Origin of the sequence: Flavobacterium sp. HJJ (genome assembly GCF_015351475.1) — a bacterium.
Taxonomy (GTDB): domain Bacteria; phylum Bacteroidota; class Bacteroidia; order Flavobacteriales; family Flavobacteriaceae; genus Flavobacterium; species Flavobacterium marginilacus.
In genome coordinates this window covers 200170-217754 of the sequence record NZ_JADKPR010000007.1, presented here as the reverse complement: position 1 = coordinate 217754, position 17585 = coordinate 200170, and the positions used below count along the sequence as shown (strand labels likewise).

Below are 17585 nucleotides of genomic sequence, written 5' to 3'. Positions count from 1 at the left end.
AATCTGTGGCAAAATTTAATCAATTTTCGCAATCCAATCTTGCAGACTTTCAGTCTGCCTAACCAAATCTACGGACTTTCAGTCCATAGTGGTTTAGTTTTAGAAAAAAGAAAATTCACAAGGTCTGGGTCATAATTTTTGTCAGCAAAACTCCGATAACTTAGTATTACTTCGTCAGTTCGCTATCGTTGTGCAGATCTGAGACAGGGTTAATTTTTTTTCAGCAAACCGTTACCGCTTATATTTAAGTGATAACGGTTTTTTTTTTGAGCCACTGAGGAACTAGCGGTAAAGTTACTGAAGTCTTAAAAGTTAGAATGACAGCAGCTTATTTAAGTGATGCCATATCTATCACAAAACGATAACGGACATCGCTTTTCAGCATTCTTTCATAAGCCTCGTTGATGTCCTGTATTTTGATTAATTCAATTTCGGAAACAATGTTGTGTTCACCGCAAAAATCGAGCATCTCTTGAGTTTCGGCAATACCGCCAATTAAAGATCCTGCTACCGATTTCCGTCCCATTATCATCGGAACTGTGTTTAGAAACGGTTCTATTCCTCCAAGATAGCCTACAATTACGAGTGTTCCATTTGTGTTCAAAGTTCCCACATAAGGATTGATATCATGGATATAAGGAACGGTATCGATGATTAAATCAAATTTTCCGTTTACAGCTCTCATTTGATCCGCTTCAGTAGAAATAATTACTGAATCGGCACCCAGTTCCAAAGCATCTTTTTCTTTTCCCGGAGTTCTCGAAAACAGCGTTACTTCGGCACCAAGACCTTTGGCCAGCTTTATTGCCATGTGACCAAGTCCGCCCAATCCTACAACGGCTACTTTACTTCCTTTCCCTGCTTTCCAGTGACGGAGCGGTGACCAGGTTGTAATTCCTGCACATAATAAAGGCGCTGTGGCGGCCAAATCAAGATTTGCTGGCACTTTCAGGACAAAATGTTCCTCTACCACAATTTTCTCCGAATAACCGCCAAGGGTCATTCCTCCCAAATGTTTGTCTTTACCATTATAAGTTCCTGTAAATCCATTCGAACAATATTGCTCCAAATCCTGTCTGCAGCTGTCACAAGTCTGGCACGAATCTACCATACAGCCCACAGCTGCAAAATCACCCACTTTTAGTTTCGTTACTTCGCTTCCTACTTTGGTCACTTTCCCTACAATTTCGTGACCAACAACAGTTGGGTAAGTTGTAAATCCCCAGTCGTTTCTGGCGGTGTGCAGATCAGAGTGGCAGACACCACAATACAGAATATCAATTTCAATATCCTTTGCCGTAACGGTTCTGCGCTGGATATCCATTTGTGCCAGAGCCGCATCAGCCGATGCGGTTCCGTAAGCTTTTACATTTATAGTTTCCATATTTTTTTAATTATAAGTGCGTTATTCCATTATACAAAGTTAATTGTTTGAGTATGGTTCGATTTATGGAAAACAATCCAATACTTAAGAAATTCAAATATTTTATCAATTATTTTTGTACTGTATGCTGATTGATTTTTTTGCGGTTACATCACTATCCGAATTAAAACCAGTCAATGGAAGAATTGCTGTTTCAATTAATCTGCATAGTGAATTGTTTTCTGTCCCTGTAAAGCAGAGCAAGAATAATTGTCTTTTGAATTTCTAAAAACATCAAAATAAATGCAGCATACCACATCTAAATCATTTTCTACACCTGAATAATTGCGCACTGAACAAATAACAATCTTCGGGAAATTAATAAGCCGTTAGTTCTGCGTGCTCGTTAGCGCAGTTTTACAAACTTAGCCCACTCTAATTGGTAATTAAAACATTTTTATATGCTTTGTTTGCTGTACTTTGTGGGCTCAGAATGCAATTCTGTGCTATCGTTGTCTATATCGCTATCGGGTCTTTTTTAATTAAATTTTTACACTTATTATCAGAAACTTTCTGAGATGGTAATTATTTTAATTCACCATACTGATCCACATAGCGTTCTAGTTCTGAATTGGTTCTTTTTAGAAGCTTTTCTAAAAGGATAATTTTATCTTCATAAAGTTTTTTTAATGTTGTTTGATTTTCTGAGTTTATAAGAATATTGCCATTGTAATTCCCGTTCACATTATTAAAACTATTAAAATATTTTTGAGTATCAAAACTAATTATTGCTTCTACAGTAAGCCCAAACACATTGGCAATTTCTTCGAGTTTACTGTATCCTAAATCTGTTTTGCCTTTTTCAATTTTGCTGTAACCTGCTTGAGTGATACCTAACTGTTCAGCCATATATTCCTGAGTGTAATTTTTCAGCTCTCTAATGTTTTTTATCTTTTTTTTAATAGATGAAGTACTCATATTATTTGGGGTGTTTTTATCCATGTAGTTTGTATTTGGGTTCAATACAAATGCAGAGTCTTTTAAATGTTCAATTTTGAAATATTTTAAAAGTAGGGTTTAAAAATATTTTTTTATTTTTTCTTTGTTGTAATAATAAAACCATAAACTACCGCTATGCCTATTAAAACAAAATCGTATTGGGAAATTCCTGTATATAACATAAGCTGTTTGAGGTATTAAATTTCTTGGGAAACTAATTTTTTGAACTTTAAATCCAAATATAAATCAATGTGTTTACCAATTTTTGTTCTGTCTGTTGTCTTAATTTTAATTATAGTTTCTTTGTTATAAATGTCTTTTACAAATACATAAAATTCAAATTTAGAAGTGTCATGAAAACGCAATGTAATAATGACGGAATAGCACAAGATGGCTGGGATTATATAATACAGATCCATTAAATTTGAGAAAAGCATAAAATAATAGGCTAGTGCTGTAACAGAGATAAAAGCAAAATTCTCTTTACTGTAGGATTTGTTTTTTTTTACTAGACTCAGTTCTTCAATTTCATCAAAAGTGTAATTCCAGCTTTTTGAACCATAGCGAAATTGGACGTTGTTATAGGTAAGAATTGTAAACATAGTATGTTAATAGTTGTTAAGATAGAATATCTTAGTTTGGAATAAAAAATGTAGAAGTTTGCTAGAAATAGATTTTACTCAATTCAAAGTATGCTTAGTTTTTATACGTAATGGGAAAATTATTTTCAGTAAAACTATATTATATTAATTTGATTTTCTTACAATTTTAATCATAGAATATAACTATTAGTTATAATATAGTTTTAATAAAAAAAATCTTAATTCAGGTATTTTATAAACCACTTTGAAAGACTATAGCAAATTAGTTAATGATTGATTTTCATTAATTATAACACAAAGGAACAATGTAAAGCGGATTAAACTGATAACATTTGTTATCGATTTGTAATTATTCTTCTGCAGCGTATTTCTTTAAGCGGCTAAGATGAACGGAACTAATATTAAGATAAGAAGCAATATAATGTTGTGGGATGCGCTGCAATATTTTTGGAAATTTTGCATTCATTGCATTGTATCTTTCTATGGGAGTCTGGGTATAAATTGCTTTTATTTTATCACTAACAATAAAAAAATAGTCTTCAGCAATTAGTCTGCCAAGTTTTTCACCATTTCTTACTTTTTTATAAAAATCCTCCAGTTTTTCAAGAGTAATCTTCATTACAATTGTATCCTCCAGAGCTTGAATAGCAAAACTTGAAGGAATATCTTTTAGAAAGCTTTCATAATCAGCTGCAAAAGTATTTTCAATCGAAAAATGAAATGTTTTCTCTTCTCCTTTGTAATTCACAAAATAAATTCGAAGCAATCCGCTAATAACAAAATAGACATTCCTACATGTCGAACCCTGAAGAAGAAGAACATCTTTTTTATTGATATATTCAATACTGAAAAGAGAAGAGCAATAGAGCCACTCCAAATCATCAATTTCGATATATTTTAAAATTAGCCGGCGTATAGTGTCAATATTATTAGTCACATCAATTTTTCGTACGGTTTTAGTGCTAAAATATTGCTGAAATTTCAAAAAATATGTTGTATGATATACTTTAACATATTCGTTGCAAGAAAGGTTTTTTTCAGTCTATTTTTTTACATGTCTAATCATAATTTTATATGACTATCTGTGACTAGTACCATTTTACAGAATAAATTAGTTTTGAATGTTTTTCAAAAACTTTATCCTTTATGTTCTTTGCGCCTTTGCCTAATTTCTGGCAGAGGCGCAGAGGCAAGCACTCGTTAGAGCAGTTTTGCAAAATGTGCCCATTCGAATTGGCAATTGAATATTTTTATATGCTTTGTCTGCATCACTTTGCGGGCATAGAATGCAATTCTGCGTGATCGTTTCGTAGATCTGCGCGGTCGGATTTATTTTTACAACGAATAATGTTGTTCAATTTTCTGAAGTAATAAATCTTTATATTCAGATTTCAAATCACTTTGTTTTAAAATTCTTTTGGCTTCTGACAATTCATTATCGAATTGATCAAAATTTTCTCCATGATATATTTGATCGGCTAATGTCCAATAAAAAAAAAGTAAATCTGAATTAAAATTTGATTTTTGAAGTATTGAATTTATGTTTTGAAATACTTTGTGCATTCTTTCAATAAAATCATCATTGACAATGTCAAAAAAGGTATCTAAATCAATCTTGGCAAAGTTATGATGTAGCAAATCATATCTTTCAATGCTAAGTTGATTAATTATATTTTCAAAAAAAGTTGTTTCAGGCGGTGTCATTTCTACTGATTTTTTTGTGCAATTTCGCTTAACGTTGTGATGGATTAAGGAATCGTAATCTTTTAATTAATGACTAATTTTCCAAGTACAAAATCATCTTTAAATTAAGCCAAATCCCGCCATATTGCCAACGACGGTTGTAGGACGTTTTTATTTAATCATGTTCTAAAAGTGTTTTTACTTTGTTGTTTTTTTTTGAATATCCAATCATTTTTCCGCCTTCATCACAGTCAAAGCAAACTATGTCAATAACATTTACTGTTGAATCAGTAAAAACTTCATTAAGAAATTCTTTATCTTCAATATCTTCTTCCCAATCTTTTATTTCGTTATATTTCTTTTTTTGAATCGGATATACAGCATTATCAAAGAAATCATTAACGTTCTTGTTGAAATAAGATTTGTATTGATTGGCAGTTAAAGACTTTATATATTTTTTGATGTATTTTTCATATTCCTTTTGAGAACTAGTCGGAATTGTTTTGGGCTCTTCTATACCTTTTATGAAGTAATATGTTTGAAAAGATTCTTTGTAAATAATTTCATTTTCTTTTGTAATAATTTTTAATTCTGACTTTGAACTCTCAATAGTTCCAGGATTAATAGTCAACAAAAACAAGTCTTTAGATTTAGAGTTTGAAAAAAAATATGTTTTTGAATTCTTTATTGTATCATCAATTGAAAACTTCAATTTGTCTTCATTAATGTCTAATGAAACTTCTGAATTTTTGGTTTGTATAGAGTCTATTGAATTGCTTTCTAATTTGTTTTCTTTACAAGAATAAATAATTATAGAAGTTATTATTAAGACAATGCGTGTTTTTATTAATTTCATAATTCTGTCGTTTTCAACTAAAATCCTAACTAACTTTTTATTAATGTTCTGTAAATCATATATTTAAAAAAAAAAACTATTTTTTTGTATTAATTCCTTTCATTTTTCCGCTTTTCCGTCGTTAGAATGCGATGAGGCGGATTTAAGGAAGCAAAATCTTTCAGTTAATGACTATTTTCCAAGTACAAAACCATCTTTAAATTAAACCTAATCCCGCCATATTACCAAACGACGGTTATAAGCCGTTTTTATTTCCTTTTCGCCACTCTTCCAGTGTCTTCAAAGTTTTAGTTTTTGCATTAAAGTATTTTATTTCATAATTCTTTGGATAAACGTAATAGTTTCTTTCTCTATTTCCTGCTGTTACTCTAATCCAATAATAATCTTTTCCACTATCATATGGAGATTCTAAAATGGTAGTTGAAGACCAATTTTGATTTTCGGGCATCTTTATCAATAGATTCATGATCTTCTCTCTTTTTTCATTATCAACATTACAAATCTCACAAATTTCAAAACTTGGATTTCCAGTAGGAAAAAAAATTTCATTCAATAGAGGCTTATTTTTTTCAAGTTCTTCAACTCTTTTTTGAGTCCATATGTAATAAATAAAGTGTTTTCTCGATTTATCATCTTTTAGACCATACTTATAAGTTTTAAGAGCAGATGTTTTGTCTCCTATACTTTCATAATAATTCCCAATCGCATAATAGTCACCATTCGAATTACCAATGCTGTCAATAAATGATTTAGCTGTTTTGAAGTCTTTTAGTTTTACATAATTTGCAGCATAGGAAATAGCTGTATTTCCAGTTTTGTCATCTTCGAAATTTAGTTCCCTAATCGATTCTTTGTACTTGTCAATATGATAAAACAACTCTGCCTTAAAACTATGTAAGCTTCGGTTTATGTTAGGTTTAATTTGGGATTTGTATTTATCTGTTTCATTTTGGTTTGCAGTAAATAAACTGTCAATTTTTAAAAGCACTCTATTAGGATTCTTTTCAGATTCGCTATATAATTTAGTTAAAACAGCTTCGAAATTTTGTATTTCTTCTGAAATTTTTTCGTCTTCTTGATGCATTTCCATATGACTTTTTTCAAATGTCATATCAGGAGTATTTTCTTTACAAGAAAAATAGAGTATTAACAAAAAGAATGTCGTTGTTTTTAGGTTTCTCATAAAATAAATGGCTTATAACGTGTTGCTACTACAGCGGGTTTGGGGTTAAATTAAGACCATTTTTCGGATTTGCTAAACACTCCAAATACAAAAACATTTTTCCATTAAGCTTATTGCCCAAATCCGTTGTAGTAGCAGTTAGTGGCTGTTTTATTTGAAGAATCTGTTTATAATATATTCTTTTTCCATTTCTTCATTACTAAGTGTATTATGTATAAAAGCTCTGTTTTTTTTATCTGATTTTTGAATTATATCTAAAATAAGTTCAAAATTTGAAAATTGAACATCATCTAAAATATCTAAAATTTTTTAATTTCATCAATTGTATTTTCATTTATGAAATTAAAATACTTACCTAAAACGCCAATAAATATATCAGATGCTTGAATAAAAAAATTATTTTTTGAGTCGTCAAAAACATAATTTTTAAAATTTTTTGTGTTTGATTTAAGCTTATAGTCTTTGAGAAGTTCTTCAATTGTCACTTCTCTATCAAAAACGTGATTTGAATTTTTAAATATATAAATTGTACGTAAATAAAAATGAATGAAATTTTTAATTAGTTGATGGTCTTCTTCATCTGTAATAAATGGCATTTTACCAACCTCTTTAGCTTCATTTAGAATTTTAATCAGTTTTGGTAATTTTTCTTGGAATTCTTTTTCACTTAAATAGGGTTCTAAAATGCTAATTAATATAGATACAAAATCGCTAATTGATTCAGATTTTACATTAGGATATTCGAAAGAAAAAAATAACTTAACGATTTTTTCTTTTTCTTTTTTCGCAATCTTAAATAATATGTTTTTTAGTTCACGATTTTCTTTAAAATCAAAATTTCGTTCAATTGATTCGCTTTCTGCTGAATCTACAATATCGACTAATGAAAAATATAAAAAGTTAAGTGATGAATAATGAATGTATAAATCGCTATGAAATAAAAAATCTAAAAATATCCTAAGCTTTTTTGATTTAAGACAAGAAATAAAATCTCCTGTAGCAAGATTTTTTAATTTTACTTCAGTTACATTGTATTGTAAATTTAATTTATTAAAACAATCTCGAAAATCAGTTTTAGTAGTTTCAAAAACAATTCCACCAAGTACAAAATTACTTTTGGAAGAATCATTAAAATCATTTTCCTTTAAATAGAATTTTCTAATATTATTGGTTTCGTCATAATAGAAATTATATGTTTTTTCGGTATGTTCTAATTGATTTGAATCAATTGTCAGTTCTCTAATTTCGTCAATTTCAAAATCCATAATATTTTATTATTTAATCTGTTTCTGCGGAAAAATAGCCACTAACTCGTTTATATTCGATACAAACATTCACCAACCGACCGAATTTGGGTTTATATGTGAATGTTTGTGCCTAATTATTATTTCCAAATATATTCATTTTTTCTTACAACCCATCCACATCTTTTCGTAAAATGTATTATAAAACAGGTACTGCAAAACAAAAAAAGTGCCATAAAACCCTAAAGTCTTACAGCACTTTAACCACAAATTAACTATTAAAGATTATTCCTTTATATCATCACCTTCTTTAATTTCTTCGCTGGCAATTTTTACCATTTTATCATTCGAATTCAAATCACCAAATATTTCAATTTTATCATCGATTTCTCTTCCTTTTTTAACATCCACTCGGGTGGCTTTATGATTGACAACCTTAATAACAAAAATACCTTCCGCTGAATTCACCAATGCCGTTTTTGGAATGACAAAGGTGCTGTCTTTGGCGTTAAGCGGTAACAGGACTTCGGCTACCATTCCGGGCAGTAAACTGCCTTTGGTGTTGTGCACATCCATTTCGACTCTTTCGGAACGCAGTTTCAAATCCAGAGCACCGGACATTCTCTGAATCGTCGCTTTAAAAGTATCCGGCAGTGATTTTACATTAAAACTCATTTCGTCGCCCTGGTGCAGGTAACCCGTGTACAGCTCCGGAATAGAAACCGCCAGACGCAGTTTGTCCTGCTGCTGGATTGTCAATAACGGCAAACTCGAAGCAGGGCCAACTAAGGTTCCCAAATTCACGTTTCTTGCCGACACAACACCGTCAAAAGGAGCGCGTATTTCGAGATAGCCTTTCATAATCGAAACTTCTTTGTGCGCCGCAATTGCTGCCTGATATTGTGCGTAATCCGAGTTTTTCTTGCCGTTTGCCATTTCCAGATCGTTTTTGGAAATCGTTCCTTCTACTTTGCTCGTTTCATACAGGCGGCTGTAGGTGCTTTTGCTGGTTGCATAAATCGCTTCCATCGATTTTAATCTCGATTCGGCTGCCGCCAGCTGTGAACTGATTTCGGGTGCTTCCAGAACAATCAACAGCTGTCCTTTCTTCACTTCTGATCCAATATCAACTTTCAATACCTTCACAAAACTGCTCACTTTGGCATACAGATCCACCTGCTGGAAACCTGTTAATTCGGCTGGTAAACGCAGTTCGGTGGTTAGTTTTTCTTTTTGCAAAAGAAAGGTTTCTGTTTTAGGTTCGATTTCTGTAACAACAGTTTCTTCTTTCTTTGAATTGCAGCTGTTAAGGAGAAATAATGCTGAAAAAAACAGCGCGCTATATTGTGTTTTATTTTTCATTTTTTGCTTTTATATGATGTCTTTTTTAATAAATAGGCGGAAAGAATAAAAGTGTATCGAATTACTACGTTAGACTTTCAGCTTTATGACTTTCAAACTTTCGACTTACTTAATGATGAGATATAATGAATGCTTTCTTCGTCTTCGGGATCTAATGAAACCGATTGTGTCGTGGTATGTTCCTGTGCCCAGGCAAAAATCAGCGGCAGTATCAATAACACGGCAAAGGTGGAGAATAACAGTCCGCCAATAACTGCTCTTCCCAGCGGTGACACCTGATCGCCTCCTTCGCCATGACCAATTGCCATTGGTAACATACCCGCAATCATCGCCACCGAAGTCATAATGATCGGACGAAGACGCAGTGCCGCCGCTTCACGCGCTGATTCGAGTGCATTGCCGTTTATTTTTCGCAGCTGTTCGGCATTGGTAACCAATAAAACCGCATTGGCAATCGAAACCCCAACCGACATGATGATTCCCATATACGATTGTAAATTCAGCGTTGAGCCGGTAATCGTAAGCATTAGCAGTGCTCCCAAAACTACCGCCGGAACTGTGGTTAGAATCACCAGCGACACTTTGAACGACTGGAAGTTAGCGGCCAGCATTAAGAAGATTACAAAGATGGCAACTAATAATCCAGCCTGTAAACTGCTTAATGTTTCGCTCAATACTTTACTCATTCCAATAGGCGTGATGAATAAGCCACGAGGTAATTCGCCTAGTGAGTTTATCACTGCATCCACATCTTTTGTCGCCGTCCCCAAGTCGGTTTTGTTGATGTTTGCTGTAACAGTGATGTATGGCATGGCCCCTAAATTGTCATTTTCACCGCTCACATAGCCGGGTGTAATTTTGGCAACGTCACTCAAAACAGGACGGAGCGAGTTTTTCAATACCGGAATTTCCCCTATATCGGTTTTGCTTTTCATTTGATTCAGCGGCACCTGAACCTGAACATTCACCGACAATCCTGATTTTTCATCAATCCATGTATTCTTTTCGGTATATCTTGATGATGAGGTCGAAGCTATCAGCGAACGCGAAATATCATTCATATCCACGCCCAGTTCAGCAGCACGGGTTCTGTCAATATCAATATTCATCGCCGGATAATGAATCGGCTGACCAATCTGCACATCACGGAAATAGGGAAATTTATTCAGTTTCTCTATGATTTGATTCGCATAGGTTTCATTTCGTTTTTTGTCTTTTCCAGCAATTCGGATTTCGATTGGAGTAGGAGAGCCCTGGCTCAGCACTTTATCGGTCAATTCAATTGGTTCGAAAGTCATTTTTACATCAGGCAGTATTTTTTTGATTCGCGCTCGGAACTCGTCTTTAAATTCATCCATATCGGCATGATAATCTTTCAGACTCACCTGAAAAACGGCTTCGTGAGAACCTGCCATGAACAGATAAATTGGATTAATCGAGAACAAAGACGGGTGCTGGCCCACATAAACAGACGATATTCCAATATGTTCACTGCCGACCATTTTTTTCAGTTCTTTCAAAACCAAAATGGCTTTTTCTTCGGTACGTTCTAATCGGGTTCCGTCGGGAGCACGCATCCGCAGCTGAAACTGGCTTGAGTTTACTTTCGGGAAAACATCTTTTCCGATGAACGAAATAAACACAACAGCTAGAATAGTTGCTGCAATCAAATACGTTAAAGCAGCTGCTTTTTTGTAAGGAAACAACCGTTCAAGCGTGCGCATGAAGCGCATTCTGAAACGCTCAAAAGCACTGATTTTTCCGTTTCCGTCAGTATCAGTTCTTTCAACATACTCTTTTTTCTGAGTAATCAGTTGTTTCTCTGATTCAGGTGTTAAACCGCATTGATTGAATTCGGCTTCATCGTCGGTAATATTGGGTGCATGTTGGTGTTTCGGATGATCTTTCATCAGCCAGTTCGCCATTACAGGCACAAAAGTCTGTGATAATAAAAACGAAATTACCATCGAAAATCCAATTGCTAATGCCAAGGGCAAAAATAAAGCTCCCGGAATCCCAGCCATTGTAAAGGCAGGAGCAAATACGGCAAGTATACAAAGCAGAATCAATAATTTTGGCAATGCAATTTCTTTACAGGCATCCCAGATAGCGAGTGCCTTGGGTTTTCCCATGTCGAGATGCTGATGGATATTTTCTATCGTTACGGTACTTTCATCTACCAGAATTCCGATGGCTAATGCGAGTCCGCTCAATGACATTAAATTGATGGTCTGCCCGAATAATTTTAGGAACAAAACGCCCGAAATAATCGAAATTGGAATCGTCAGAATTACAATCAAAGCCGCACGGCGGTCACCAAGGAAAAGCAGTACCATTAATCCGGTCAAAACCGCTCCAATTATTCCTTCAGTAATTAAACTTTTAACCGAATTGATTACATAAACCGACTGGTCAAATTCATATGATAATTTAACATCTTCGGGAAGCGTGCTCTGAATTTTTGGCAGTTCGGCTTTCAATTTCTGAACCACATCCCAGGTCGAAGCATCTCCGGCTTTGGCAATACTGATGTAAACGGAGCGTTTTCCGTTGACCAAGGCATAACCGTTAGTAATATCGGCACCGTCTTTTACCGTGGCAACATCACCTAATTTTAGGTTCTGAACCCCGCCTTTAAACAGCGGAATCTGTTCGAAATCCTTGATTTCCTTAATCGTATTATTGGTTGGCGAAATGTAGTTGACATCGCCGATTCTCACGTTACCTGAAGGTGCAGTCTGGTTGTTCACACGAATGGCTTCCACGATTTGATCGGGTGTCATATTGTGCGATCGGAGCAAATCGGGATCTACATTAACTTCGACAGTTCTTGGGCTTCCGCCAAAAGGTGCCGGCGATAATAAACCGGGAATTGAAGTAAACGAAGCACGGACATAGACGTTGGCCAAATCCTGCAGTTCGTTATTGGAACGTATTTTACTGCTCAAAACCAATTGACCAATCGGCAGGGAAGAAGCATCAAAACGGATGATAAACGGTGGCTGTGTCCCCGGAGGAAATCCAGCCTGTATTCTATTTGAAAGTGCACCCAGTTCGGCAGCGGCCTGTGCCATATTGGTATTTTCATAATAGGTCAGTTTCATAATCATTAAACCTTGAATGTTCTTGGTTTCGACCGATTTGATACCGTTGGCAAAAGGTAAAATATTCACATAATTTTTGGCAAAATAGGCTTCCATCTGATCTGGCGTATAACCTCCAAACGGATGCGCAATGTAGATTACCGGCAGATTCATTTTCGGGAGAATATCTACTTTGATGTCTTTGATGGCACCAATTCCGAAGAAAAATAAACCGGCTACTAATACCAATATAGAGATGGGTTTGCGGAGTGCAAAACGTATTAAATTCATCTGGTTTTTAATTAAAATTCATTTATAAATAAGTCAAAATTGCCCGTTGCTGCCACTTTCAGCAGAAAAGACTGCCAGACATTGTTATTCACAATATCACGGTCAATTTCGGCACGGTTTAGCGTAAACATAGTTTGTGTCAAATCGGTCAGATCGGTTAATCCATTTTTGTATAAAGTCGATTTTTGTACGTAAGCCCTTTGAGCTGCGCTGACCTGAACAGGCGCTTCGGCATAATTTTCCAGAGTGATTTTGATTTTATCATTAGCAAAATTCAGCTGTGATTTCAATTCTCTGTCCGCCTGATTGTATTCTTCTTTCAAAGCTTCGGTAACATATTTTTGCGCCTGTACCTGTCTGCTCATTCGAAACGGAGTGGTCAGGTTCCAGCTGATTCCAATTCCGACTAAATAATTGGAACGATCCGGATTTACGCCGTCCCAGTAGTTCTTGGTAAAAGCAGTCTGATCGATAGCATAACCGGTATTAAAACCAGAGGCGCGGGTCTGCAGCACGCCGAATGCACTCACCGTAGGATAGTAAAAACGTTTGTATAATTTGGTCTGCTGACTGCTGTAATCTGTCTTTGTTTTATAAAACTGCAATAGCGGATGCAGGCTGTCTGGCGCTTTTTCGGCGAAAGCCAATTGTTTTGGAATCTGATTAACAAAAAGCGTGTCGGCAATAAAATCCTGCGGGGCAACGCCCATCAGATCGACCAGTTTATTGTTTTGTTCTTTGACGAAATTCCGAGCCAGATTCAAAGCCATTTTAGCTTTTGATACTTCGGCTGTCGCCAAGGTAGAATCGACTCCGGCCAATAATCCATTTTTTACGCGGGCTACAGCGGTTTTTTTGAAAACTTCGGCACGGCTCAAATTCTTCTGCTGTGAAATCAATAATCGCTGACTTGCTAATAAATTGAGGTAAGCCGATGAAATTCTGATTTGCTGCTGAAATTTTTCCTGATTCAGATCTTTTTCCTTAACCTGAATATCAGCTTTGGCCAGATTGATTTTTTCCTGTGCTTTTCCGAAAGTAAAAAAATCCCAGTTCATATTCACCAGATATAATGCTCCAAAAGCCGAATTCCAGTTCTGCTCCGGAAGTGCCGGTCCAGAAGAAGCAGTTCCTAAACCGTTAAAACCGTATAAAGCACCATTCTGCCCATTGATTGTTCCGTAATCCTGCTGTGCAGAAAGATTCAGATTTGGGAGATAATCGCGTTTGGATTGTTTAAGTGTTTCCTGCGAAGCCTTGCTATAATTGCTTTTTGCTTTTACAGAGCCGTAGTTTTCAAGACCTGTTTTTAGTGCTTCTTTCAAAGACAGGGTTTGTGAAAAGCCGGAGCTGGCAAAAATCAGGAAAATGAATAAGGTAATTTTGTTGAAATACATAAAACTCAAATGTGAAATTATGAAACAAAATTATTTCTCTTAACCGGATATAAGCCTCCTTAAATGATGTACTGCAATTATAAATGACCAATTCAATTGGTCATTTATTGGTAATAATAATTAAAAAATAGCAGTTAATTTGTAAACTATTTAAGTATGAAAATGAACAAAAAGTTTAATGATATAATGGAGAATAAATGGTGGCAGGAAATTGCCGTCGTCAGTTTTTCATTTACGATTTATACCCTGAAAAATGACTGGATGTTATTCAGTTCTTTTGTTTCCATTTTGATGGGGATTTTTTTCTACTGCATTTTATATATGCATGCCCAGTTCAACCGTTTTTTTATACTTCCTGTATTATTCAAAGAACAAAGACCGCTGGCATATATTGGTTTAACCCTCTTGGGAGTATTTGTGTTTTCGATAGTTTTATATGAAATTACAGGTTTGGATATGTTTGCCAAATGTCATTTGTATCAAAACTCGCATCAAAGAAGTTATATTTATCAGCTGGCGAGTGTTTTGGGAACTCTGGTCTGTATTTTGAGTCCGATAATTGTTTTTAAATTCTACAGAATTAATAAAAAACAAACCGATGAAACACTGCTTTTCAATCAGATGCAGCTGAATGCTTTGAAAGGACAATTGAATCCTCATTTTTTATTCAATACTTTCAATACACTTTACGGAATAAGCCTAGAATTTCCAGAAAGAACTCCCGATCTGATTATGAAGGTCTCACAGCTGATGCGTTATCAGCTGGAAAGCAATAACAAACAATGTGTGTCACTTGAAGATGAACTGGAGTTTATCAATAGCTATATTCAACTCGAGAAAGAGCGCGTCGGGTATCGCTGTGATATCACGTATGACTGCAAAATTGACAACGAGAACGCTTATAAAGTCTCACCGATGCTGTTGATTGCTTTTATCGAAAATGCTTTTAAACACGGTACCTGCGCCATTGAAAAATGTTTTGTCCGAATTATTATTACTGTCGAAAACGGACTGCTTCATCTGCATGCAGTCAATTCCATTCCGAAGAAAACGGATGTGGTTTCTACTAAAATAGGTTTAAAAAACACCATCGAACGCTTGAATCTGATTTATGGAAAAAGCTATGAACTGGACATCAAAGACGATAAAAATACTTATATTGTGGATTTGAAACTGCAGCTAAAAAAGATTGTATAATGAAGGAACCAAAAAAATGCATTATTGTTGACGATGAGCCGGCAGCGCATTATGTTTTGGCAAATTATATCAAACAAAATCCGCAGCTAGAATTGGTTTTTCAGGGCTATAACGGCATTGAAGCGATGGATTATCTTCGGGAAAATAAGGTGGATCTGATGTTTCTGGACATCAATATGCCCGAAATCTCAGGTATGGAACTGCTGAAAATTATTCCGAATCATCCCAAAACGATTTTAACGACAGCTTACTCCGAATTTGCTTTGGAAAGTTATGATTACGGCGTGATTGATTATCTTTTGAAACCGATTTATTTTCCAAGATTTCTGAAAGCTGTTGAGCGTTTTTTTTCCATGGAAATCATCAAAACTGAACCCGAAGAAATGATCGTCAATTCAATTGTAGTAAAGGTTGACGGTTATATGATTGATATAGCACTGGACGAACTTTTATATGCACAGAGTTTTGGTAATTATGTGAAGCTGTTTACGGCAAAAAGAGTGTATTTAGCGTCGATTACTACTGCCGAATTAGAAAAAGAGCTTCCTGGAAAAAACTTTATCAGAATCCATAAATCATATATCGCTGCAATCGATAAAATTGACGATGCCGAGAAGGATTTTGTCCTTATCAAAAAGGAAAAACTGCCTATTGGAATAACCTATAAACGGGAATTAACTGATCGATTGAAAAATAAAATTTAGAAATAAACGTGCTTACTAACTCAATTATTTCAAACAGGAAGCCTGCTAAGAGTATTTTCTTGCAGGCTTTTTGCTTTCAGTTTCTAAAGTTTTTTTAACAGATTTATTTTGTGCCTAACTCTTTTAGAAATTGATTTACATCTTTGGCATCCCATCCCATAGCGATAATAATGTTTTTGGCTTTTTGTGCATTTTCGATTGCACTTTTTTTATCATTGATTTTGTTGTAAAGTCTCGCCAATAAAAGAGTGTTTTCGGCTGAATTGTTAATCTCAACTGATCGTTTTGCCCACAAAATTGACTTTTTTAAGGCCTCTTTATCTGTGATATGGTCAATGTAAATTTTGGAAATACTATTAATCGTCTGGTAATCATTCCAAGCCCATTTTTCTACCGATTCTAAAGTGGTCTGCTCGTACTTTTTCCAGCTTTTTGTGACTTCATACATTTGTAAATCAAGTTTGAAAACCAAAGAATCTGCTTTTGCAAGATTGATGTTTTTTGCAAGGATTCTGTTTTTAGAATAGCCGATGGAATCTAAATAATTGATGTTTTGGGTTAATGTTTTCTTGACTACATTTAGAATTTTGGCTTCGACTCTTTTTGGCGAAGCTGCTTTGGCAAAATCGTTTTGATGACTGATGATGGTTTCAAAACCTTTTGAATTCAATTCATTCACGCCAAATGCGACAATTTTCCAGTTGATAGGGCTTATCAGCTGATCTTTGGATTGGGTAGCTAAATATCTGGCAGTAACTTCATCACTTTTATCCGAATCAATACTTTTTCTTAAAACACTTAAGTACATAATGCAGTTTTCAGGGCTGCTTATATCTTCATTAAACTTTTTTTCCAAAGTAGGGATCTGCGTATTTGGGTTTAAAGCTTTTTGGGCTTCAGCAATAAATTCCTCGGTGGTAAATTCACCTCCGGTGCTGTACAGGTGGGTTTCTTTTTCATCCAAAAACAGGAAAATGGGGAAAGATTTTATGTTGTATTTTTTCATGAATTCTTTTCCAATAGGAGTTTCAGAATCCATCATTACATTGATGAAATTGCTGTTGTAAAAAGCAATGACATTGGGTTCTTTTAAAACCGTACTTTTCATTTTACTGCAATGAGAACACCAAGCAGCATAAACCATTATGAATATAGGTTTTTTAGATGTTTTGGATTGTTCTAATGCCAGTTTATAATCGTTTTCAATGAAGTTTATTGATGTTTTTTGTGCTTTCATGACTGAGACAAAAAACAAAAGAGCGATGATAAAAGTATGTTGAATGGTGAATTTCATTGATAGTATATTTGGGAAAAATAATATTCCTTTTGAAACTGCAATTTAGTGTTTTTTACTTTTCCAGCTTTTTTGATTTTATCAAAAAAATCATAAATATGTACTAATGAAATGAGTTGTTTATTGGAGATCAAACAGATTTTAAAAATAGAAGAAGCCTCGTTATGCACAATATTGTTATTTCGGCCAGAGAGGAATTTCCATAAGTAATTCAGTAATCAAAATCCGAAATCTTTATCGAGTTTCTAACGGAGATTTCTCTTTTATCGGATTGAGAAACAGCGCTTAAATTTAGTCTTCCGAAAACTTTTTTTAAAAAGTATTAGC

The 17585-nt window shown here is 34.6% G+C and carries 14 protein-coding genes; 2 read left to right on the top strand and 12 right to left on the bottom strand.

The window, feature by feature from the left end:
* Positions 1 to 328: 328 nt before the first annotated feature.
* The 11 genes from IRZ80_RS08175 to IRZ80_RS08125 all read right to left on the bottom strand — a co-directional run bounded on the left by IRZ80_RS08175 (position 329) and on the right by IRZ80_RS08125 (position 14063).
* Positions 329 to 1384: an NAD(P)-dependent alcohol dehydrogenase gene (locus IRZ80_RS08175; protein WP_194641063.1), complete on the bottom strand. Its 1056-nt coding sequence runs from the start codon at positions 1382 to 1384 to the stop codon at positions 329 to 331.
* A gap of 564 nt (positions 1385 to 1948) precedes the next feature.
* Positions 1949 to 2365, bottom strand: a complete 417-nt coding sequence (locus IRZ80_RS08170) for a helix-turn-helix domain-containing protein (RefSeq protein WP_228520839.1) — start codon at positions 2363 to 2365, stop codon at positions 1949 to 1951.
* 194 nt (positions 2366 to 2559) lie between these two features.
* Positions 2560 to 2964, bottom strand: coding sequence for a hypothetical protein (locus IRZ80_RS08165; protein ID WP_194641062.1), 405 nt, complete (start codon positions 2962 to 2964; stop codon positions 2560 to 2562).
* Between the two features lie 349 nt (positions 2965 to 3313).
* Positions 3314 to 3949, bottom strand: a complete 636-nt coding sequence (locus IRZ80_RS08160; protein ID WP_194641061.1) for a Crp/Fnr family transcriptional regulator — start codon at positions 3947 to 3949, stop codon at positions 3314 to 3316.
* Positions 3950 to 4299: 350 nt separating this feature from the next.
* Complete coding sequence (locus IRZ80_RS08155) at positions 4300 to 4668, bottom strand: hypothetical protein (RefSeq protein ID WP_194641060.1); 369 nt, start codon at positions 4666 to 4668, stop codon at positions 4300 to 4302.
* A gap of 154 nt (positions 4669 to 4822) precedes the next feature.
* On the bottom strand, positions 4823 to 5503 hold the full coding sequence (locus IRZ80_RS08150) for a hypothetical protein (RefSeq protein WP_194641059.1): 681 nt from the start codon (positions 5501 to 5503) through the stop codon (positions 4823 to 4825).
* 235 nt (positions 5504 to 5738) lie between these two features.
* A complete protein-coding gene (locus tag IRZ80_RS08145; RefSeq protein ID WP_194641058.1) occupies positions 5739 to 6614 on the bottom strand; it encodes a hypothetical protein in 876 nt (291 codons plus the stop codon).
* A 371-nt stretch (positions 6615 to 6985) separates the two neighbouring features.
* Positions 6986 to 7951, bottom strand: a complete 966-nt coding sequence (locus IRZ80_RS08140) for a DUF3800 domain-containing protein (RefSeq protein WP_194641057.1) — start codon at positions 7949 to 7951, stop codon at positions 6986 to 6988.
* 264 nt (positions 7952 to 8215) lie between these two features.
* Positions 8216 to 9292: an efflux RND transporter periplasmic adaptor subunit gene (locus IRZ80_RS08135; RefSeq protein WP_194641056.1), complete on the bottom strand. Its 1077-nt coding sequence runs from the start codon at positions 9290 to 9292 to the stop codon at positions 8216 to 8218.
* A gap of 92 nt (positions 9293 to 9384) precedes the next feature.
* Positions 9385 to 12666, bottom strand: a complete 3282-nt coding sequence (locus tag IRZ80_RS08130; RefSeq protein ID WP_194641055.1) for an efflux RND transporter permease subunit — start codon at positions 12664 to 12666, stop codon at positions 9385 to 9387.
* An 11-nt stretch (positions 12667 to 12677) separates the two neighbouring features.
* The gene (locus tag IRZ80_RS08125; RefSeq protein ID WP_194641054.1) at positions 12678 to 14063 is read right to left on the bottom strand and encodes a TolC family protein; all 1386 of its coding nucleotides are present in this window, start codon (positions 14061 to 14063) and stop codon (positions 12678 to 12680) included.
* 162 nt (positions 14064 to 14225) lie between these two features.
* Between IRZ80_RS08125 and IRZ80_RS08120 the strand changes: the two genes are divergently transcribed.
* Together IRZ80_RS08120 and IRZ80_RS08115 are read left to right on the top strand one after the other, a co-directional pair.
* Complete coding sequence (locus tag IRZ80_RS08120; protein WP_194641071.1) at positions 14226 to 15260, top strand: sensor histidine kinase; 1035 nt, start codon at positions 14226 to 14228, stop codon at positions 15258 to 15260.
* On the top strand, positions 15260 to 15964 hold the full coding sequence (locus IRZ80_RS08115) for a LytR/AlgR family response regulator transcription factor (RefSeq protein WP_194641053.1): 705 nt from the start codon (positions 15260 to 15262) through the stop codon (positions 15962 to 15964). Before IRZ80_RS08120 ends, IRZ80_RS08115 begins: the two co-directional genes overlap by 1 nt.
* Positions 15965 to 16067: 103 nt before the next feature.
* On the opposite strand, the gene IRZ80_RS08110 is transcribed toward IRZ80_RS08115, so the two are convergent.
* Positions 16068 to 17258: a thioredoxin family protein gene (locus IRZ80_RS08110; RefSeq protein ID WP_194641052.1), complete on the bottom strand. Its 1191-nt coding sequence runs from the start codon at positions 17256 to 17258 to the stop codon at positions 16068 to 16070.
* Positions 17259 to 17585 lie beyond the last annotated feature (327 nt).

What these genes read in the sequence shown, in the direction of transcription:
- IRZ80_RS08115 (WP_194641053.1), top strand. Translation starts at nt 15,260, where the DNA reads ATGAAGGAACCAAAAAAATGCATTATTGTTGACGATGAGCCGGCAGCG.
- IRZ80_RS08110 (WP_194641052.1), bottom strand. Translation starts at nt 17,258, where the DNA reads ATGAAATTCACCATTCAACATACTTTTATCATCGCTCTTTTGTTTTTT.
- IRZ80_RS08120 (WP_194641071.1), top strand. Translation starts at nt 14,226, where the DNA reads ATGAACAAAAAGTTTAATGATATAATGGAGAATAAATGGTGGCAGGAA.
- IRZ80_RS08125 (WP_194641054.1), bottom strand. Translation starts at nt 14,063, where the DNA reads ATGTATTTCAACAAAATTACCTTATTCATTTTCCTGATTTTTGCCAGC.
- IRZ80_RS08155 (WP_194641060.1), bottom strand. Translation starts at nt 4,668, where the DNA reads ATGACACCGCCTGAAACAACTTTTTTTGAAAATATAATTAATCAACTT.
- IRZ80_RS08140 (WP_194641057.1), bottom strand. Translation starts at nt 7,951, where the DNA reads ATGGATTTTGAAATTGACGAAATTAGAGAACTGACAATTGATTCAAAT.
- IRZ80_RS08165 (WP_194641062.1), bottom strand. Translation starts at nt 2,964, where the DNA reads ATGTTTACAATTCTTACCTATAACAACGTCCAATTTCGCTATGGTTCA.
- IRZ80_RS08150 (WP_194641059.1), bottom strand. Translation starts at nt 5,503, where the DNA reads ATGAAATTAATAAAAACACGCATTGTCTTAATAATAACTTCTATAATT.
- IRZ80_RS08145 (WP_194641058.1), bottom strand. Translation starts at nt 6,614, where the DNA reads ATGACATTTGAAAAAAGTCATATGGAAATGCATCAAGAAGACGAAAAA.
- IRZ80_RS08170 (WP_228520839.1), bottom strand. Translation starts at nt 2,365, where the DNA reads ATGGATAAAAACACCCCAAATAATATGAGTACTTCATCTATTAAAAAA.
- IRZ80_RS08130 (WP_194641055.1), bottom strand. Translation starts at nt 12,666, where the DNA reads ATGAATTTAATACGTTTTGCACTCCGCAAACCCATCTCTATATTGGTA.
- IRZ80_RS08175 (WP_194641063.1), bottom strand. Translation starts at nt 1,384, where the DNA reads ATGGAAACTATAAATGTAAAAGCTTACGGAACCGCATCGGCTGATGCG.
- IRZ80_RS08135 (WP_194641056.1), bottom strand. Translation starts at nt 9,292, where the DNA reads ATGAAAAATAAAACACAATATAGCGCGCTGTTTTTTTCAGCATTATTT.